The organism is Bacillus sp. DNRA2 (genome assembly GCF_012843265.1).
Taxonomy (GTDB): Bacteria; Bacillota; Bacilli; order Bacillales; family Cytobacillaceae; genus Bacillus_BU.
The window spans coordinates 1-18607 of the sequence record NZ_JABAIT010000029.1 but is presented as its reverse complement, the minus strand read 5'-3'; the positions used below and the strand labels follow the sequence as shown (position 1 = coordinate 18607).

The window sequence follows — 18607 nt, the reverse complement described above, 5'->3', positions numbered from 1 at the left end:
ACCTTAATCCGAACCATTAAATAATAACTGCTTTTTCTACCACTTCAACAAGACGGAAACGCTTTGTTGCAGAAAGTGGGCGAGTTTCCATGATACGAACGATGTCGCCAACTTTTGCTGCGTTCAGCTCATCATGTGCTTTGAACTTCTTAGAGTATTTCACGCGTTTACCATAAAGAGGATGCTTTTTGTATGTTTCAACAAGAACTGTAACGGTTTTATCCATCTTGTCTGAAACAACGCGTCCAGTGTAAACTTTGCGTTGATTACGTTCACTCATTAGGGCGAACCTCCTCTCAATTATCGATTGTTAACGCCGATTTCTCTTTCACGAATCACAGTTTTCATGCGAGCAATCGCTTTGCGTACTTCACGAATGCGAGCTGTGTTTTCAAGTTGTCCAGTCGCTAATTGAAAGCGAAGGTTGAAAAGCTCTTCTTTTAAAGATTTCACTTTTTGTTCTATTTCGGCAGTGGTTAGATCACGAATTTCATTAGCTTTCATTAGATTCACCACCAATTTCTTCTCGTTTTACAAACTTACATTTTACTGGAAGCTTGTGTGATGCTAGGCGTAATGCTTCACGAGCGATCTCTTCAGATACACCAGCGATTTCAAACATTATTTTACCTGGCTTAACAACCGCAACCCATCCTTCAGGAGCACCTTTACCGGAACCCATCCGTACTTCTAGAGGCTTAGCAGTATATGGTTTGTGCGGGAAAATTTTAATCCAAACTTTACCGCCACGTTTCATGTAACGTGTCATCGCAATACGTGCTGCTTCGATTTGGCGGTTTGTGATCCAAGAAGCTTCTGTAGCTTGAAGGCCGAATTCACCAAAAGCTACTTCGGTACCACCTTTAGCATTACCGCGCATTTTTCCACGATGTTCACGACGATACTTAACGCGTTTTGGCAATAACATATTATTTGCCTCCTTCCTCAGTTTTCTTCTTAGTAGGAAGGACTTCTCCACGATAAATCCAAACTTTTACGCCAAGTTTACCATAAGTAGTATCTGCTTCTGCAGTAGCATAGTCGATATCGGCGCGAAGTGTATGAAGTGGAACTGTACCTTCACTGTAGTGTTCTGAACGAGCGATGTCTGCTCCGCCTAAACGACCGGATACCATTGTTTTAATTCCTTTAGCACCAGCGCGCATTGCACGTTGAATAGCTTGCTTTTGCGCACGACGGAATGATACGCGGTTCTCTAATTGACGAGCAATGTTTTCTGCAACTAATTTAGAGTCAAGATCTGCTCTTTTAATTTCAAGAATATTGATGTGAACACGCTTGCCAGTAAGTGAGTTAAGGGCTTTACGAAGTGCTTCGACTTCAGTACCACCTTTACCGATAACCATACCAGGCTTAGCTGTGTGGATTGTAATATTTAAGCGATTAGCAGCACGTTCAATTTCTACTTTAGAAACTGAAGCATCCTTTAAACGTTTCGTGATATACTCACGAACTTTAAGGTCTTCGTGCAAAAGATCAGCATAGTCTTTGCCTGCGTACCATTTAGATTCCCAATCACGGATGATCCCGACACGCAAACCGACTGGATTTACTTTTTGACCCACTGATTATCCCTCCTTCTTTTCTGATAGCACGATTGTAATATGGCTAGTACGTTTGTTAATTTGGCTTGCACGGCCTTGTGCACGTGGACGGAAACGTTTTAAAGTTGGTCCTTCGTTTACATATGCTTGCTCAACAACTAGGCTATTAATATCCATTTCGTAGTTGTGCTCAGCATTAGCCATAGCAGATTTTAATACTTTCTCAACGATTGGAGAAGCAGTTTTTGGAGTTAACTTCAAAATCGCTACTGCCTCACCTACTTGCTTACCTCGAATTAAATCTACGACTAAACGAGCTTTACGAGGAGCAATACGAACTGTTCTTGCGACAGCTTTAGCTTGCATCAGAATGCCCTCCTCTCATTAACGTCTTGTTTTCTTATCATCACTAGCATGCCCTTTGTAAGTACGAGTTGGAGCAAATTCTCCAAGCTTGTGCCCTACCATGTCTTCAGTAACATATACAGGAACATGTTTACGACCATCATAAACAGCGATTGTGTGTCCGATGAATTGCGGGAAGATCGTGGAACGGCGAGACCAAGTTTTTACAACTTGTTTGCTCTCAGTTTCGTTTAACTTTTCGATCTTTGTGATTAAATGCTCATCAACAAAAGGTCCTTTTTTTAAGCTGCGACCCATAGCTGAACCTCCCTTCGTGATCGTTCTACGGTTCGATTGTTGAACCGTAGTTCAATCCCGTTATTTTTTACGACGACGTACGATAAATTTATCTGATTTGTTTTTCTTCTTACGAGTTTTGAATCCAAGAGTTGGTTTACCCCATGGAGACATTGGAGATTTACGTCCGATTGGTGAACGTCCTTCACCACCACCGTGTGGGTGATCATTAGGGTTCATTACAGATCCACGTACAGTTGGGCGTTTGCCTAACCAACGAGAGCGACCTGCTTTACCAATGTTAATTAATTCGTGTTGCTCGTTACCAACTTGACCGATTGAAGCACGGCAAGTAGCAAGAATCATACGAACTTCACCAGAATTCAAACGTACAAGAACGTATTTACCTTCTTTACCTAGAACCTGTGCGCTCGTACCCGCAGAACGTACTAATTGTCCACCTTTACCAGGTTTCAACTCGATATTATGGATAACTGTACCTACTGGAATGTTTGTTAATGGAAGTGCGTTTCCTACTTTAATGTCAGCCTCAGGACCGCTCATTACCTCCATACCTACTACAAGGTTTTTTGGAGCTAGGATATAACGCTTTTCTCCATCTACATAATTAATTAGTGCGATGTTTGCAGAACGGTTTGGATCATACTCGATTGTAGCAACGCGTCCTGGAATGCCATCTTTATCACGTTTAAAATCGATGATACGATATTGACGTTTATGGCCGCCACCTTGATGACGAACTGTTAACTTACCTTGGTTATTACGGCCGCCTTTACTTTTTAATGGAGCAAGTAAAGATTTTTCGGGTGTGCTAGTTGTGATTTCTGCGAAATCAGAAGTAGTCATACCACGACGACCATTAGAGGTAGGTTTATACTTTTTAATCGCCATTTTTTTCCCTCCTCTTCTAGTTATAGGAATTAAACTTCAAAGAATTCGATTTCTTTGCTGTCTTGAGTTAATTTAACAATAGCTTTACGGCGTTTGTTAGTGTATCCACCAAACTTGCCCATGCGCTTGAATTTGCCTTTGTAGTTCATGATGTTAACTTTCTCAACTTTAACGCCGAAAATTTCTTGGATAGCGTCTTTAACTTGAGTTTTGTTAGCTCTTACGTCCACTTCAAAAGTGTACTTTTTCTCAGACATTGCTTCACTTGAAGCTTCAGTAATAACGGGGCGCTTAATGATATCGCGTGCATCCATTATGCAAGCACCTCCTCTACTTTTTCAACTGCAGCTTTCGTCATGATTAACTTATCATGGTTTAATACATCCAAAACATTAATACCGTTAGCAGTTACAACTGTTACACCTGGAATGTTACGAGCAGATAATGCTACGTTTTCATCCAAATCAGCTGTTACGATTAACGCTTTTGAATCAACAGAAAGACCTTTAAGGACTTTTGTGAATTCTTTTGTTTTTGGTGCTTCGAAAGCTAGGTTTTCTAACACAAGAATGTTTTCAGCTAATACTTTAGAAGAAAGAGCTGATTTAATCGCTAAACGACGTACTTTCTTCGGTAATTTATAGCTATAGCTGCGTGGAACAGGACCAAATACTGTACCACCACCACGCCATTGTGGAGAACGAATCGAACCTTGACGAGCACGACCAGTTCCTTTTTGACGCCATGGTTTACGACCACCGCCTGCTACTTCAGAACGAATTTTTGTTTTGTGTGTTCCTTGACGCAAAGAAGCTCTTTGCATGATAACCGCTTCAAATAACACATGGTTATTTGGCTCAATACCAAATACTGAATCGTTAAGTTCGATTTCTCCAACTTTTGATCCGTTTTGGCTAAATAACGCTACTTTCGGCATTGTATATCCTCCTTTCTGCGTGAATTACTATGCTTTTACCGCACTTTTAATTTTAAGTAATGCTTTTTTAGCTCCAGGCACGTTACCTTTGATTAAAAGTAAGTTACGTTCAGCATCAACTTTCACGATCTGTAGGTTTTGAACTGTAACTTGCTCTCCACCCATACGTCCTGCTAACTTTTTACCTTTGAATACACGGTTTGGAGCAACAGGTCCCATTGAACCTGGACGACGATGATAACGAGAACCATGGGCCATAGGTCCACGAGATTGTCCGTGGCGCTTGATTACACCTTGGAAACCTTTTCCTTTAGAGATTCCTGTTACATCAACGATTTCGCCTTCTGCGAAAATATCAACTTTGACTTCCTGACCAACCTCATACTCACCTAAGTTTACACCACGTAATTCGCGGATGAAGCGCTTAGGAGCAGTATTTGCTTTCGCAACATGGCCCTTTTCCGGTTTGTTCGTAAGCTTTTCACGCTTATCTTCAAAACCTAATTGTACAGATTCATAACCGTCTGTTTCAACAGATTTCACTTGAAGCACTACGTTACCAGCAGCTTGAACAACTGTTACTGGAATAAGATCACCATTTTCAGCAAACACTTGAGTCATACCGATTTTTCTTCCTAAGATTCCTTTGGTCATTAGTCACACCTCCTGTTTTCTTCATTATTTATTCATTATAATTTGATTTCGATGTCCACACCTGATGGTAAATCCAAACGCATTAACGAATCAACCGTTTGTGGTGTTGGGTTAATGATATCGATTAAACGCTTATGAGTACGCATCTCGAATTGTTCACGAGAATCTTTGTACTTATGAACCGCACGTAGGATTGTGTAAATTGACTTTTCAGTCGGAAGCGGAATTGGACCAGATACAGCTGCACCTGAACGTTTTGCCGTTTCAACAATCTTTTCAGCAGATTGATCAAGAATTCTGTGATCATAAGCCTTTAAACGAATACGAATTTTTTGTTTTGCCATTATTTTCCCTCCTTTTCGCCTATTTTAGGATAGACATTCTCCGCGAAAATTTCCCACACACTCGCCATGGCAAAGCGGCCGGGTGTGTCAGCAACCTTCCGCATCATCGCAGTCAAAGACCAACATTGTCTATTATACAGAAAACATAAAGAGAACGCAACATGTTTTTTAACTTCTTTATGTTCAGCACACTTTTATTATTATAACGACATGACACTAAGAAATCAAGTCCGAACTAACGTTGCCAATTATTACACTATATAATAGAAATAAAAAAAGCAGATGGATCGTCACCCATCTGCTTTCTTATTAAATAGTCAAAGACTATTCCATGATTTTAGCAACTGATCCAGCGCCTACTGTACGGCCACCTTCACGAATTGAGAACTTAGTTCCTTCTTCAACAGCTACAGGAGCGATAAGTTCTACTGTCATTTCGATGTTATCGCCAGGCATAACCATTTCAACGCCTTCTGGTAGGTTACAAATACCAGTGATATCAGAAGTACGGAAATAGAATTGTGGACGATAGTTTGTGAAGAATGGAGTATGACGTCCACCTTCTTCTTTTGATAATACGTATACTTGAGCAGTAAACTTAGTATGTGGAGTGATTGAACCTGGTTTAGCTAATACTTGTCCACGTTCGATTTCTTCACGAGCAACCCCACGAAGAAGAGCTCCAATGTTGTCTCCAGCTTCTGCATAATCAAGAAGCTTACGGAACATTTCTACACCAGTTACAGTAGTAGATTTTGGTTCTTCAGTGAAACCTACGATTTGAACTACGTCACCAACTTTAACTACACCACGCTCAACACGTCCTGTAGCAACAGTTCCACGTCCAGTGATTGAGAATACATCCTCAACTGGCATCATGAATGGTTTTTCAGTATCACGAGCTGGAGTTGGGATATACTCATCAACAGCGTTCATTAATTCTTTAACTTTTTCTTCCCATTCTGCTTCGCCTTCAAGAGCTTTAAGAGCAGAACCTTTGATTACAGGGATATCATCGCCTGGGAAGTCATATTCAGATAGTAGATCACGGATTTCCATTTCTACTAATTCTAGTAATTCTTCGTCATCTACCATATCACATTTGTTCATGAATACTACTAAGTATGGTACACCTACTTGACGAGAAAGAAGGATGTGCTCACGAGTTTGTGGCATTGGGCCGTCAGCAGCAGATACTACTAGGATACCGCCGTCCATTTGAGCAGCTCCAGTGATCATGTTTTTAACGTAGTCAGCATGTCCTGGGCAGTCAACGTGTGCGTAGTGACGGCTTTCAGTTTCATACTCAACGTGTGCAGTAGAGATTGTGATACCACGTTCTCTTTCTTCAGGTGCACCGTCGATTTGATCGTATGCACGTGCTTCTGCTTTACCTTCTTTTGCAAGAACAGAAGTGATTGCAGCTGTTAAAGTAGTTTTACCATGGTCAACGTGTCCGATTGTACCAATGTTAACGTGTGGCTTAGAACGGTCGAATTTAGCTTTTGCCATTTTAGGAAATCCTCCTTTGATTTTAAGAAAATAATTAAGTATATATGGGTATATGAAGATAGAACAGAGTCTATCTTCAATACATCCAAAGCTTACAATAGTATTTATACTTTATAAGTCTGGTGAAATCAATTATTCACCTTTATTTTTTTTGATGATTTCTTCAGAGATTGACTTCGGTACTTCTTCATAATGGTCAAAGTGCATTGAGAACACACCACGCCCTTGAGTGCTTGAACGTAACGCAGTAGCGTAACCAAACATCTCAGATAGCGGAACCATTGAACGAACTACTTGAGCATTACCACGAGCCTCCATACCTTCGACGCGGCCGCGACGAGCAGTAATTTGACCCATGATGTCTCCAAGATAATCTTCAGGGATTACAACTTCAACTCTCATAACTGGTTCAAGGATTACAGGGCTACATTTTGAAGCTGCGTTTTTAAGAGCCATGGAAGCGGCAATTTTAAACGCCATTTCACTTGAGTCAACATCATGGTATGAACCATCAAATAGTCTAGCCTTGATGTCTACAAGTGGATAACCTGCAAGTACTCCTCGATCAAGTGCATCTTCAAGACCTGCTTGAACCGCTGGGATGTACTCACGAGGTACTACCCCACCAACGATACCATTTACAAACTCAAAGCCTTTACCTTCGTCATTAGGTGAGAACTCAATCCATACATGTCCGTACTGACCACGTCCACCAGATTGACGAGCGAATTTCCCTTCAACATTTGCAGAAGAACGGAATGTTTCACGGTAAGCAACCTGAGGGGCACCTACGTTTGCTTCTACCTTGAACTCGCGACGCATACGGTCAACGATAATATCAAGGTGAAGTTCACCCATACCAGCAATGATAACTTGTCCAGTTTCCTGGTCAGTGTGCGCACGGAAAGTTGGGTCTTCTTCTTGAAGCTTTTGTAAAGCAGTCGTCATTTTGTCTTGGTCTGCTTTAGATTTAGGTTCAACTGAAAGTTGAATAACAGGTTCTGGGAACTGCATAGATTCTAAGATTACTGGAGATTTATCATCACATAAAGTATCACCAGTAGTAGTATCTTTTAAACCTACAGCTGCAGCAATATCCCCTGCATGTACTTCTGAAATTTCTTGACGGCTGTTCGCATGCATTTGCAGGATACGACCGATACGTTCACGCTTGCCCTTAGTAGAGTTTTGAACATATGATCCAGATTGTAATGTACCAGAGTACACACGGAAGAATGTTAATTTCCCTACATATGGGTCAGTCATAACTTTAAATGCAAGTGCTGCGAAAGGCTCGTTGTCGTCAGAATGACGTTCAACTTCTTCATCTGTATCTGGAAGAGTACCTTTAATTGCAGGTACATCTAACGGAGATGGAAGATAGTCAATAACAGCATCAAGCATCAATTGAACACCTTTGTTTTTAAATGCTGATCCACAGATAACTGGGTAAAACTCAACATTTGTAGTACCTTTACGGATTCCAGCTTTTAATTCTTCAATGCTGATTTCTTCTCCGCCAAGGTATTTTTCCATCAATTCTTCATCAAGCTCCGCTACTGCTTCAACCAACTTTTCGCGGTATTCTGCAGCTAAATCTTGATGTTCTTCTGGAATGTCACGAACTTCGATATCAGTTCCAAGGTCATTACTGTAGAAATGAGCTTTCATTTCTACTAAGTCAATGATTGCTTCGAATTCATCTTCAGCACCGATTGGTAATTGAATCGGATGTGCATTCGCTTGAAGACGGTCATGAATAGTTCTTACAGAATATAAGAAATCCGCACCGATTTTATCCATTTTGTTAACGAATACAACACGCGGAACTCCGTAAGTTGTAGCTTGACGCCAAACAGTTTCAGTTTGTGGCTCAACCCCAGATTGAGCATCAAGAACTGCTACTGCACCATCAAGTACACGAAGTGAACGTTCAACCTCAACAGTGAAGTCTACGTGTCCTGGTGTGTCGATGATGTTTACGCGGTGGCCCTTCCACTGTGCAGTTGTTGCTGCAGAAGTGATTGTGATACCACGTTCTTGTTCTTGCTCCATCCAGTCCATTTGCGATGCACCTTCATGAGTTTCACCGATCTTGTGAATACGACCAGTATAATAAAGGACACGCTCAGTGGTGGTTGTTTTACCGGCATCGATGTGTGCCATGATTCCGATATTACGAGTATTATCCAAGGAGAACTCTCTAGCCATTTTGGTCTATCTCCTTCCATGTATGAGTGTATTGGTTTTGAAGGTTAGATTACCAACGATAGTGAGCAAACGCTTTGTTTGCTTCAGCCATTTTATGTGTATCTTCACGCTTCTTAACAGATGCTCCTGTTGCATTAGCTGCATCTAGGATTTCATTTGCTAAACGTTGTTCCATTGTTTTTTCACCGCGAAGACGTGCATAGTTTACTAACCAACGAAGACCTAATGTAGTACGACGATCAGGACGTACCTCCACTGGAACTTGGTAGTTAGCACCACCTACACGGCGTGCTCTTACTTCTAGAACTGGCATGATGTTTTTAAGTGCTTGTTCGAACACTTCCATCGGCTCTTTGCCAGTACGTTCACGAATGATATCGAACGCAGAGTAAAGAATTTCTTGAGATTTACCTCTTTTACCGTCGATCATCATTTTGTTGATCAAACGAGTAACAAGCTTTGAATTATAAATCGGATCTGGTAAAACATCTCTTTTTGCTACTGGACCTTTACGTGGCATATTTTTTCCTCCTTTCAAAGAAGCTATTATTTATAAGTGATTATTTTTTCGGTGCTTTCGGTCTCTTAGTTCCGTACTTAGAACGTCCTTGCATACGACCATTAACACCAGCTGTATCAAGCGCTCCACGTACGATGTGATAACGTACCCCCGGTAAGTCTTTTACACGTCCGCCACGGATAAGTACAACACTATGTTCTTGTAGGTTGTGTCCGATTCCAGGAATGTAAGCTGTTACCTCGATACCGTTTGTTAAGCGAACACGCGCATATTTACGTAATGCTGAGTTCGGTTTTTTCGGTGTCATAGTACCAACACGTGTACATACTCCACGTTTTTGTGGTGATGATACATCAGTTTGTGATTTTTTGAAGCTGTTATAGCCTTTATTTAGTGCTGGTGATTTTGACTTTTCCTCTTTTGATGAACGAGGTTTGCGCACTAATTGATTAATTGTAGGCATGTTTTTTCCTCCCTTCGTATTTTGTGTAAGCCCACACATCCAGGTGGTTCAATTTTTTGCAAAAACAAAGTTTTTGCAGATATATTCTACAAAAACAGTTTTTAACGAGTAATAGCCACAGTTGCCGCTCCAACATCTATCTTACATGCTCTTCCGAGTTTTTTCATCGAATCGACATAAGAAATTGGAACATCCATTTCTTTAGCAGTTTGCACAACTTTTGAAACCACTTTTAGATCAGCATCAGTCGCTACAACTACTTCAATGACCGAACCAGATTTTAGAGCTTTGGCTGTTTGTTTTGTACCAATAATAATGTGTTCTGCCTGTAATACTTTATCATAAGACATATTTCTTATCCTCCAAAGTATCAGGTAAATAGGAGCACCTTTGATATATTAACACCTTCAAAAAGCAATGTCAACATTCAATAAAAAAATTCTCTTATTTAAAAACGCGGTACTTCGAATATATAACCGGTTCGAAGTACCGCATTTCAACTAAATTATTCGACTGTAACTTTATCTTCTGCAGTTTCTGCTTGGATAATTGGTTCTGCCCGACGGTATCGTTGCATTCCAGTACCTGCCGGAACTAGCTTACCAATAATTACATTTTCTTTTAATCCAAGTAACTCGTCACGTTTTCCTTTTATCGCAGCATCCGTAAGAACTCTTGTTGTTTCCTGGAATGATGCAGCAGAAAGGAATGAATCAGTTTCGAGTGATGCTTTTGTAATACCAAGCAAGACTGGACGACCAGTGGCTGGTTGTTTTCCTGCTAGTAATGCTTTTTCATTCGCATCAGTAAATTGGTGAACATCTAATAGAGCTCCAGGTAATACACTTGTTTCACCTGCATCCACCACTCTTACCTTACGAAGCATTTGACGAACCATTACCTCGATATGTTTGTCTCCAATTTCTACCCCTTGCATCCGGTAAACCTTCTGCACTTCACGGAGTAAGTATTCTTGAACAGTTTTCATATCAGTAACACGCAATAGTTCTTTAGGATCAATAGAACCTTCAGTTAATTCTTGACCACGGCCTACTCGAGTATTAAGCGCAACCTTTAAGCGCGCTGTATAAGGAGCGGTATAGGTACGGCTTTCAACCTCACCTTGAACAACGATTTCATGCTGACGATCTCGCCCTTCATTAATACCTACAACAACACCTTCGATTTCAGAAATAACCGATTGACCTTTCGGATTACGAGCTTCGAAAAGCTCCTGAATCCGCGGTAAACCTTGAGTAATATCGTCTCCAGCTACCCCACCTGTATGGAATGTACGCATCGTTAACTGTGTACCTGGTTCACCGATGGATTGTGCAGCGATAATTCCGACTGCTTCACCCACTTCAACTTCTTGACCAGTTGCCAAGTTACGGCCATAACATTTTTTACATACTCCATGGCGAGTATTACATGTAAAGGCAGAACGAATCCAAACCTCTTCAACATTTGCTTCTACCACTTCAACTGATAGATCTTCTGTAATTAATCCGTTCTCAGGAACGATGACTTCATTGGTCACTGGATGCTTAATTGCCTTTCTTGCATAACGACCGATAAGACGTTCATCTAGTGGTTCAATTATTTCAGTTCCATCTTTAAGAGCACTTATTAATAAGCCTCGATCAGTACCACAGTCATCTTCACGAACAATTACATCCTGCGCAACATCAACAAGACGACGTGTTAAGTAACCAGAGTCAGCTGTTTTAAGAGCCGTATCCGCCAATCCTTTACGTGCTCCATGTGTAGAAATAAAGTACTCTAGTACTGTTAATCCTTCACGGAAACTTGATTTAATTGGCAATTCAATAATACGTCCAGCTGGGTTGGCCATTAGTCCACGCATACCAGCTAATTGTGTAAAGTTAGATGCGTTACCACGGGCACCAGAATCACTCATCATGAAGATTGGGTTTGTTTTTTCCAATGACTTCATTAGTTTCGCTTGGATGGTATCCTTTGCAGCGCTCCAGATTGAAATAACGCGATCATAACGTTCGTCCTCGGTTATTAAACCACGTCTAAACTGTTTCGTTACATTATCAACCTTTACTTGCGCTTCGTGAATGATTTCTTGCTTCTCGCCTAATACGACGATGTCAGCTACCCCTACTGTAATACCAGCTTTTGTTGAGTGTTTAAATCCAAGATCCTTCATACGGTCAAGCATTTTTGAGGTTTCAGTAATTTTGAAACGTTTAAATACTTCCGCAATAATGTTACCTAGAATTTTCTTTTTGAATGGATCAACTAACGGCATTTCCTTGATAACCGCTCTTACATCCGTTCCTGGTTCTACAAAGTATCTTTCCGGAGTTTTTTCCTCAAGATTCAACTTTGTTGGCTCGTTAATATACGGGAATGACTCTGGTAAAATTTCATTAAAGACTAATTTACCCACAGTCGTAATTAACAATTTTTTGTTTTGTTCTTCAGTAAAAGTAACATTCCCTAAAGAGCCTGCATCAACAGCTACTCTCGTATGCAGGTGAACATAACCATTTTGGTAAGCAATTAAAGCTTCGTTACGATCTTTAAAAATCATACCTTCACCAATGGCACCTTCACGCTCCATTGTTAAGTAATAGTTACCTAAAACCATGTCCTGAGATGGTGTAACAACCGGTTTACCATCTTTAGGATTTAAGATATTTTGAGCTGCAAGCATTAATAAACGCGCTTCAGCTTGAGCTTCAGATGAAAGTGGTACGTGTACTGCCATTTGGTCACCGTCGAAGTCAGCGTTGTAAGCTGTACATACAAGCGGATGGAGGCGAATTGCACGTCCTTCAACCAATGTAGGCTCAAATGCCTGGATTCCTAAACGGTGAAGTGTAGGCGCACGGTTTAATAATACCGGATGCTCACGGATAACTTCTTCTAATACATCCCAAACCTCAGGATTTACCCGTTCAATTTTCCGTTTTGCAGATTTTATGTTATGTGCGAGGCCCTTTTCAACCAGTTCCTTCATAACGAATGGCTTGAATAGTTCTAGAGCCATTTCTTTTGGTAAGCCGCACTGATACATTTTTAAGTTTGGTCCTACAACGATAACAGAACGACCAGAGTAGTCTACCCGTTTACCTAGTAGGTTTTGACGGAAACGTCCTTGTTTACCTTTTAACATGTGAGATAGTGATTTTAACGGGCGATTACCCGGACCAGTAACTGGACGACCACGACGTCCATTATCGATAAGCGCATCTACAGCTTCCTGAAGCATCCGCTTTTCATTTTGGACAATAATACTTGGTGCACCAAGGTCTAATAAGCGTTTTAAACGATTATTCCGGTTAATTACACGACGATATAAATCGTTCAAGTCAGATGTTGCAAAACGGCCACCATCTAATTGAACCATCGGACGCAATTCTGGCGGAATCACTGGAAGCACATCTAAAATCATCCATGAAGGCTCGTTACCTGACCCACGGAACGCTTCAAGTACTTCAAGACGTTTAATCGCACGTGTACGACGTTGACCTTGAGCTGTTTTTAATTCTTCTTTTAACATATCGACTTCTTTTTCTAAGTCAATATCAAACAATAGCTTCTTGATGGCTTCTGCACCCATTGAAGCTTGGAACTTAGTGCCGTATTTTTCACGGTAAGTACGGTACTCTTTTTCTGAAAGAAGCTGTTTCTTTTCTAATGCAGTATCACCAGGTTCAGTAACAACATATGAAGCAAAGTAAATAACTTCTTCTAAAGCACGAGGAGACATGTCAAGAACTAGCCCCATTCTACTTGGGATTCCTTTGAAATACCAAATATGGGAAACTGGCGCTGCTAACTCAATATGTCCCATCCGCTCACGGCGAACTTTTGCACGTGTTACCTCAACACCACATCGATCACAAACTACGCCCTTATAACGAACACGTTTGTACTTTCCACAATGACACTCCCAGTCTTTTTGCGGACCAAAAATGCGTTCACAAAATAAACCGTCTTTTTCCGGCTTAAGTGTACGATAGTTAATCGTTTCTGGTTTTTTTACCTCACCAAATGACCATGAACGGATTTTATCCGGTGAAGCTAGACCAATTTTCATATACTCAAAATTGTTTACATCTAGCAAGGGGCCTACCTCCCTTTCGATCTTCAGGTTTTACCCTTCTTCCGCTATTTGCGGATCAACATAGTAAATCTATTTACCTATGCAATTAACTTCTATATGAAAAAAGCGGTGCTCAGCGAAGTCAAATCGGCTTCGCTGAGCTCTTAAGTTGATACTATTCCTTCGTTCCTACTACCTCTGTCTCAACACTATCAAGCTCAGGGGCAATCGTTAATGATTCAGCTTGTTGAATTTCTTCTTCGTCCTCTAGGTCACGCATTTCAATTTCCTGCTCGTCACCTGAAAGAATTTTTACATCCATACCTAAACTTTGAAGTTCCTTAATTAATACTTTAAATGATTCAGGAACACCAGGTTCAGGAACATTTTCACCTTTAACGATTGCTTCGTAAGTTTTTACACGTCCAACTACGTCATCGGATTTAACCGTTAAGATTTCCTGTAATGTGTATGCAGCACCGTATGCTTCAAGCGCCCATACCTCCATCTCTCCAAAACGCTGTCCACCAAATTGCGCTTTACCACCAAGTGGTTGTTGCGTAACTAGTGAGTATGGACCAGTAGAACGCGCATGTAGTTTATCATCTACCATGTGCGCAAGTTTGATCATGTACATAACACCGACAGAGACGCGATTATCAAAAGCTTCACCAGAACGGCCATCATAAAGAACAGTTTTGGCGTCACGTGCCATACCAGCTTCTTCAATGGTTCCCCAAACGTCTTCCTCACGCGCACCGTCAAATACTGGTGACGCAACATGAATTCCAAGCGCACGAGCAGCCATACCTAAATGAAGCTCTAACACCTGTCCGATGTTCATCCGCGAAGGAACCCCTAATGGGTTTAACATGATGTCCACAGGCGTACCATCTGGTAAGTAAGGCATATCCTCTTCAGGCATAATCTTGGAAATAACCCCTTTATTACCGTGGCGTCCCGCCATTTTATCGCCTTCGTGGATTTTACGTTTTTGAACGATATAAACACGAACTAATTGGTTAACACCTGGAGGAAGTTCATCACCATCTTCACGATTGAAGACTTTAACATCCAAGACAATACCGCCACCGCCGTGTGGTACTCTTAAAGATGTATCGCGAACTTCACGTGCCTTTTCACCAAAAATGGCATGCAAGAGACGCTCTTCAGCTGTTAATTCCGTAACACCTTTAGGTGTCACTTTACCAACTAATAAGTCGCCATCTTTCACTTCAGCACCGATTCGAATAATTCCGCGCTCATCCAAATTGCGAAGGGCATCTTCCCCAACGTTTGGAATGTCACGGGTAATCTCTTCAGGTCCTAATTTTGTATCACGAGATTCAGATTCATATTCTTCAATATGAATTGAAGTATAAACATCATCTTTAACAAGGCGCTCGCTCATGATGATTGCATCCTCGTAGTTATAACCGTCCCAAGTCATGAAGGCTACAAGAACGTTACGACCAAGCGCAAGCTCACCTTTTTCCATTGATGGACCATCAGCAAGTATTTCACCCTTCACAACACGGTCACCAACACTAACAATCGGACGTTGGTTGTAGCATGTACCTTGGTTTGAACGAATGAATTTAAGCATACGGTATTTATCAAGATTTCCTTTGACCTCTTGACCATCTACCTCAGAAATACGGCGAACCCATACTTCGCGAGCTTCAACATGTTCAACAATACCAGGATGCTTACAAATTACAGCAGCACCTGAGTCCTTCGCAGATACATATTCCATACCTGTACCAACGCGCGGCGCTTCAGGTTGAAGCAACGGAACAGCTTGACGTTGCATGTTCGCACCCATCAAAGCACGGTTAGAGTCATCATTTTCCAAGAACGGAATACATGCCGTTGCGGCTGAAACAACCTGTTTTGGAGATACGTCCATGTAATCGATACGATCACGATTTACCACAACGTTCTCATCTCGGAAACGCGCAACAACATCTTCATCTAAGAACGAACCATCTTCACCTAGACGAGCATTTGCTTGGGCAACAACATAGTTATCTTGCTCATCTGCAGTAAGATAATCAATACGAGCTGTTACTTTTCCTGTTTCAGGATCGACACGACGATATGGCGTTTCAATAAAACCAAAACGGTTTACCTTTGCATATGATGAAAGCGAGTTAATCAAACCAATGTTTGGACCCTCTGGCGTTTCAATCGGACACATACGACCATAGTGTGAATAGTGAACGTCACGCACTTCAAAGCCAGCACGTTCACGCGTTAATCCACCAGGTCCTAGTGCAGATAAACGACGTTTATGAGTCAATTCCGCAAGCGGGTTTGTTTGATCCATAAATTGTGACAACTGTGAGCTTCCAAAGAATTCTTTAATTGAAGCTATAACAGGACGGATATTAATCAATTGCTGTGGCGTAATCGTTGCCGTATCTTGAATCGACATTCTTTCCCGTACAACACGTTCCATCCGAGACAAACCAATACGGAATTGATTTTGCAGCAATTCTCCAACCGAACGCAAACGACGATTACCTAAGTGATCGATATCATCGGTATTTCCAACGCCATGTAGCAAATTAAAGAAATAACTGATAGACGCAATAATATCAGCTGGTGTGATGTTTTTAATCGCTTCTTCAATATTGGAATTACCAATTACATTAATAACCTTTTCGCCATCTTCGTTTGGTGCATAAATTTTAATTGATTGAAGTACAATATCATCCTCAACCACTCCAGCAATTGGGTTGATTGACTTGAAACCGATATTGTTTTCAAGATTAGGAAGAATACGGTCCAATGTACGACGATCAAGCGTAGTACCTTTTTCCGCAATAATTTCCCCAGTTTCCGGATCAACAAGCGTCTCCGCTAAGCGCTGTCCGAATAGTCTATTTTTAATATGAAGCTTTTTATTAATCTTATAACGACCCACATTGGCTAAATCATAACGCTTTGGATCAAAGAAGCGTGAGACTAATAAACTTTTTGCATTATCTACAGTTGGTGGTTCACCTGGACGAAGACGCTCGTAAATTTCCAAGAGCGCTTTTTCCGTACTTTCGGTGTTGTCTTTTTCCAAAGTATTACGGATGTATTCATTGTCGCCGACTAGGTCGATGATTTCTGAATCTGATCCGAAGCCGAGTGAACGCAAAAGAACCGTAACGGGCAGTTTCCGAGTACGATCTATTCTTACATACACAACATCCTTGGCGTCAGTTTCATACTCTAGCCAAGCACCACGGTTAGGAATTACCGTTGCTGTAAATCCTTTTTTACCGTTCTTATCCACTTTTCCACTAAAATAAACACTCGGAGAACGCACTAATTGCGAAACGATTACACGTTCAGCACCGTTAATAACAAACGTTCCTGTTTCTGTCATAAGTGGGAAGTCACCCATAAATACATCTTGGTCTTTTACTTCACCTGTTTCTTTGTTCACTAGACGTACCTTTACACGCAATGGCGCAGAATATGTAACGTCTCGTTCCTTCGACTCCTCAACAGAATACTTAGGATCACCTAAGCTATAATCAATGAATTCCAATGATAGGTTACCAGTAAAGTCTTCGATTGGTGAAATGTCCTGGAACATTTCGCGTAAACCCTCATCAAGAAACCACTGATAAGAAGAGGTTTGAATTTCAATGAGATTTGGTAACTCTAATACTTCACTGATTCTTGCATAACTTCTTCGTTGGCGGTGTCGTCCATACTGAACTAGTTGACCTGTCAACTGATTCACCCCTCAAATCAAGCGTTATAATAAAATTCCATCTATTGCCATAAGACAAAAAGAAAAAGGGTTTTTTCTGTAAAAACCACAATTTCACATGACGAACTATTATTTTATTAGCTTAACCGTCAATAGCCAAATTTATACAATTAATGATGAATTTAGCAACAAAACGGAAACTAATCTATTGGCATTTTATAATATTAACATAACCCCCTTGACGGGTCAATGTTTTTTTGCTTTGAAAATAAAATAGCCCTTGCTTTTCGCAACTGTTTCAACTTCATTAAATAACTCTTCTAATTTCACCAAAGCAGATGGAGCTCCTTGCTTCTTCTGAATCACAACCCACAAGGTGCCACCTGATGATAAATGCTGATAACTTTGCTCAAAAATGTCATGAACAATATGCTTACCAGCACGAATTGGCGGATTCGTCACGATATCAGTAAAATCTTTATCAACTACCGTAAGCAGGCGATCGCTTTGATAGACTTTAATATTATCAATATGATTTAATTTAGCATTTTCCACGGAGAGCGCTAACGCTCTTTCATTGACATCAATCATATGCACCATAGCTTCCGGGAAACTTTTAGCCAACGACAAGCCAATTGGGCCGTAGCCGCAGCCTACATCAAGAATTTTACCTGACTTGTCTATTGGTTCAAACACTTCAATTAGTAACCGCGAACCAAAATCGACTTCTTTTTTTGAAAAAACACCGTTATCTGTTTTGAAACGAAACGAGTGTTTCCTTAACTGAAAATCCCAAAACTTCGGGTCGCTTTCAACATTTTGTGTGCGGGAATAATAATGGTCAGTCATATGGCTTATAACCACCTCCATTTAGGGAGAGTTTTTTTAGAAGAATTTGAGGTAAAACGCATTTCCGAACTGTATTATATGTTAAAAAATTCGAAAAAGCAAATAAAGTAGGGAAACCTCTCTCGAGGCTTCCCCCTTATCAAACCGTACGTGCCCTATTAAGGCATACGGCTTACCAAATGTTACAATGTTTATCAAG

At 40.8% G+C, this 18607-nt stretch carries 19 protein-coding genes; all 19 read right to left on the bottom strand.

The genetic code is table 11. The features are described 5' to 3' along the window. Positions 1–16 precede the first annotated feature (16 nt). Positions 17–280, bottom strand: coding sequence for a 30S ribosomal protein S17 (gene rpsQ, locus HHO41_RS19050; protein WP_169101667.1), 264 nt, complete (start codon positions 278–280; stop codon positions 17–19). Positions 281–300: 20 nt separating this feature from the next. Then, entirely contained in the window at positions 301–504 is a 204-nt protein-coding gene (gene rpmC, locus HHO41_RS19045; RefSeq protein ID WP_003351417.1) for a 50S ribosomal protein L29, read from the bottom strand. Then, on the bottom strand, positions 494–928 hold the full coding sequence (rplP, locus tag HHO41_RS19040; RefSeq protein WP_169101665.1) for a 50S ribosomal protein L16: 435 nt from the start codon (positions 926–928) through the stop codon (positions 494–496). The genes rpmC and rplP overlap by 11 nt, the downstream gene beginning before the upstream one ends. A gap of 1 nt (position 929) precedes the next feature. Then, positions 930–1586 (bottom strand): 30S ribosomal protein S3, encoded by a 657-nt coding sequence (gene rpsC / locus HHO41_RS19035; RefSeq protein WP_169101663.1) that lies wholly within the window; start codon positions 1584–1586, stop codon positions 930–932. A 3-nt stretch (positions 1587–1589) separates the two neighbouring features. Then, a complete protein-coding gene (rplV, locus tag HHO41_RS19030; protein WP_169101661.1) occupies positions 1590–1931 on the bottom strand; it encodes a 50S ribosomal protein L22 in 342 nt (113 codons plus the stop codon). Positions 1932–1949: 18 nt separating this feature from the next. Next, the gene (gene rpsS, locus HHO41_RS19025; protein WP_169101658.1) at positions 1950–2228 is read right to left on the bottom strand and encodes a 30S ribosomal protein S19; all 279 of its coding nucleotides are present in this window, start codon (positions 2226–2228) and stop codon (positions 1950–1952) included. A gap of 60 nt (positions 2229–2288) precedes the next feature. Next, on the bottom strand, positions 2289–3119 hold the full coding sequence (rplB, locus tag HHO41_RS19020) for a 50S ribosomal protein L2 (RefSeq protein ID WP_169101656.1): 831 nt from the start codon (positions 3117–3119) through the stop codon (positions 2289–2291). Positions 3120–3148: 29 nt separating this feature from the next. Further along, positions 3149–3433, bottom strand: a complete 285-nt coding sequence (rplW, locus tag HHO41_RS19015) for a 50S ribosomal protein L23 (protein ID WP_169101655.1) — start codon at positions 3431–3433, stop codon at positions 3149–3151. Continuing rightward, positions 3433–4056 (bottom strand): 50S ribosomal protein L4, encoded by a 624-nt coding sequence (gene rplD / locus HHO41_RS19010; protein WP_169101653.1) that lies wholly within the window; start codon positions 4054–4056, stop codon positions 3433–3435. The genes rplW and rplD overlap by 1 nt, the downstream gene beginning before the upstream one ends. Before the next feature lie 27 nt (positions 4057–4083). Beyond that, positions 4084–4710 (bottom strand): 50S ribosomal protein L3, encoded by a 627-nt coding sequence (rplC, locus tag HHO41_RS19005; protein ID WP_169101651.1) that lies wholly within the window; start codon positions 4708–4710, stop codon positions 4084–4086. A 35-nt stretch (positions 4711–4745) separates the two neighbouring features. Beyond that, positions 4746–5054, bottom strand: a complete 309-nt coding sequence (gene rpsJ, locus HHO41_RS19000) for a 30S ribosomal protein S10 (RefSeq protein WP_009791329.1) — start codon at positions 5052–5054, stop codon at positions 4746–4748. A 324-nt stretch (positions 5055–5378) separates the two neighbouring features. Continuing rightward, entirely contained in the window at positions 5379–6566 is a 1188-nt protein-coding gene (gene tuf, locus HHO41_RS18995; RefSeq protein ID WP_169101649.1) for an elongation factor Tu, read from the bottom strand. A gap of 132 nt (positions 6567–6698) precedes the next feature. Beyond that, positions 6699–8777: an elongation factor G gene (gene fusA, locus HHO41_RS18990; RefSeq protein ID WP_169101647.1), complete on the bottom strand. Its 2079-nt coding sequence runs from the start codon at positions 8775–8777 to the stop codon at positions 6699–6701. 49 nt (positions 8778–8826) lie between these two features. Beyond that, positions 8827–9297, bottom strand: a complete 471-nt coding sequence (gene rpsG, locus HHO41_RS18985; RefSeq protein ID WP_147535691.1) for a 30S ribosomal protein S7 — start codon at positions 9295–9297, stop codon at positions 8827–8829. A gap of 40 nt (positions 9298–9337) precedes the next feature. Continuing rightward, the gene (gene rpsL / locus HHO41_RS18980) at positions 9338–9760 is read right to left on the bottom strand and encodes a 30S ribosomal protein S12 (RefSeq protein WP_169101645.1); all 423 of its coding nucleotides are present in this window, start codon (positions 9758–9760) and stop codon (positions 9338–9340) included. Positions 9761–9861: 101 nt separating this feature from the next. Beyond that, positions 9862–10110 carry a 50S ribosomal protein L7ae-like protein gene (locus tag HHO41_RS18975; RefSeq protein ID WP_169101643.1) on the bottom strand — a complete coding sequence of 83 codons (249 nt, stop codon included), beginning with the start codon at positions 10108–10110 and terminating at the stop codon, positions 9862–9864. A gap of 155 nt (positions 10111–10265) precedes the next feature. Next, entirely contained in the window at positions 10266–13865 is a 3600-nt protein-coding gene (rpoC, locus tag HHO41_RS18970; RefSeq protein WP_169101641.1) for a DNA-directed RNA polymerase subunit beta', read from the bottom strand. Positions 13866–14019: 154 nt separating this feature from the next. Then, complete coding sequence (gene rpoB, locus HHO41_RS18965; protein WP_169101639.1) at positions 14020–17580, bottom strand: DNA-directed RNA polymerase subunit beta; 3561 nt, start codon at positions 17578–17580, stop codon at positions 14020–14022. Between the two features lie 225 nt (positions 17581–17805). Further along, positions 17806–18408, bottom strand: coding sequence for a class I SAM-dependent methyltransferase (locus tag HHO41_RS18960; RefSeq protein WP_169101637.1), 603 nt, complete (start codon positions 18406–18408; stop codon positions 17806–17808). Positions 18409–18607: the final 199 nt, after the last annotated feature.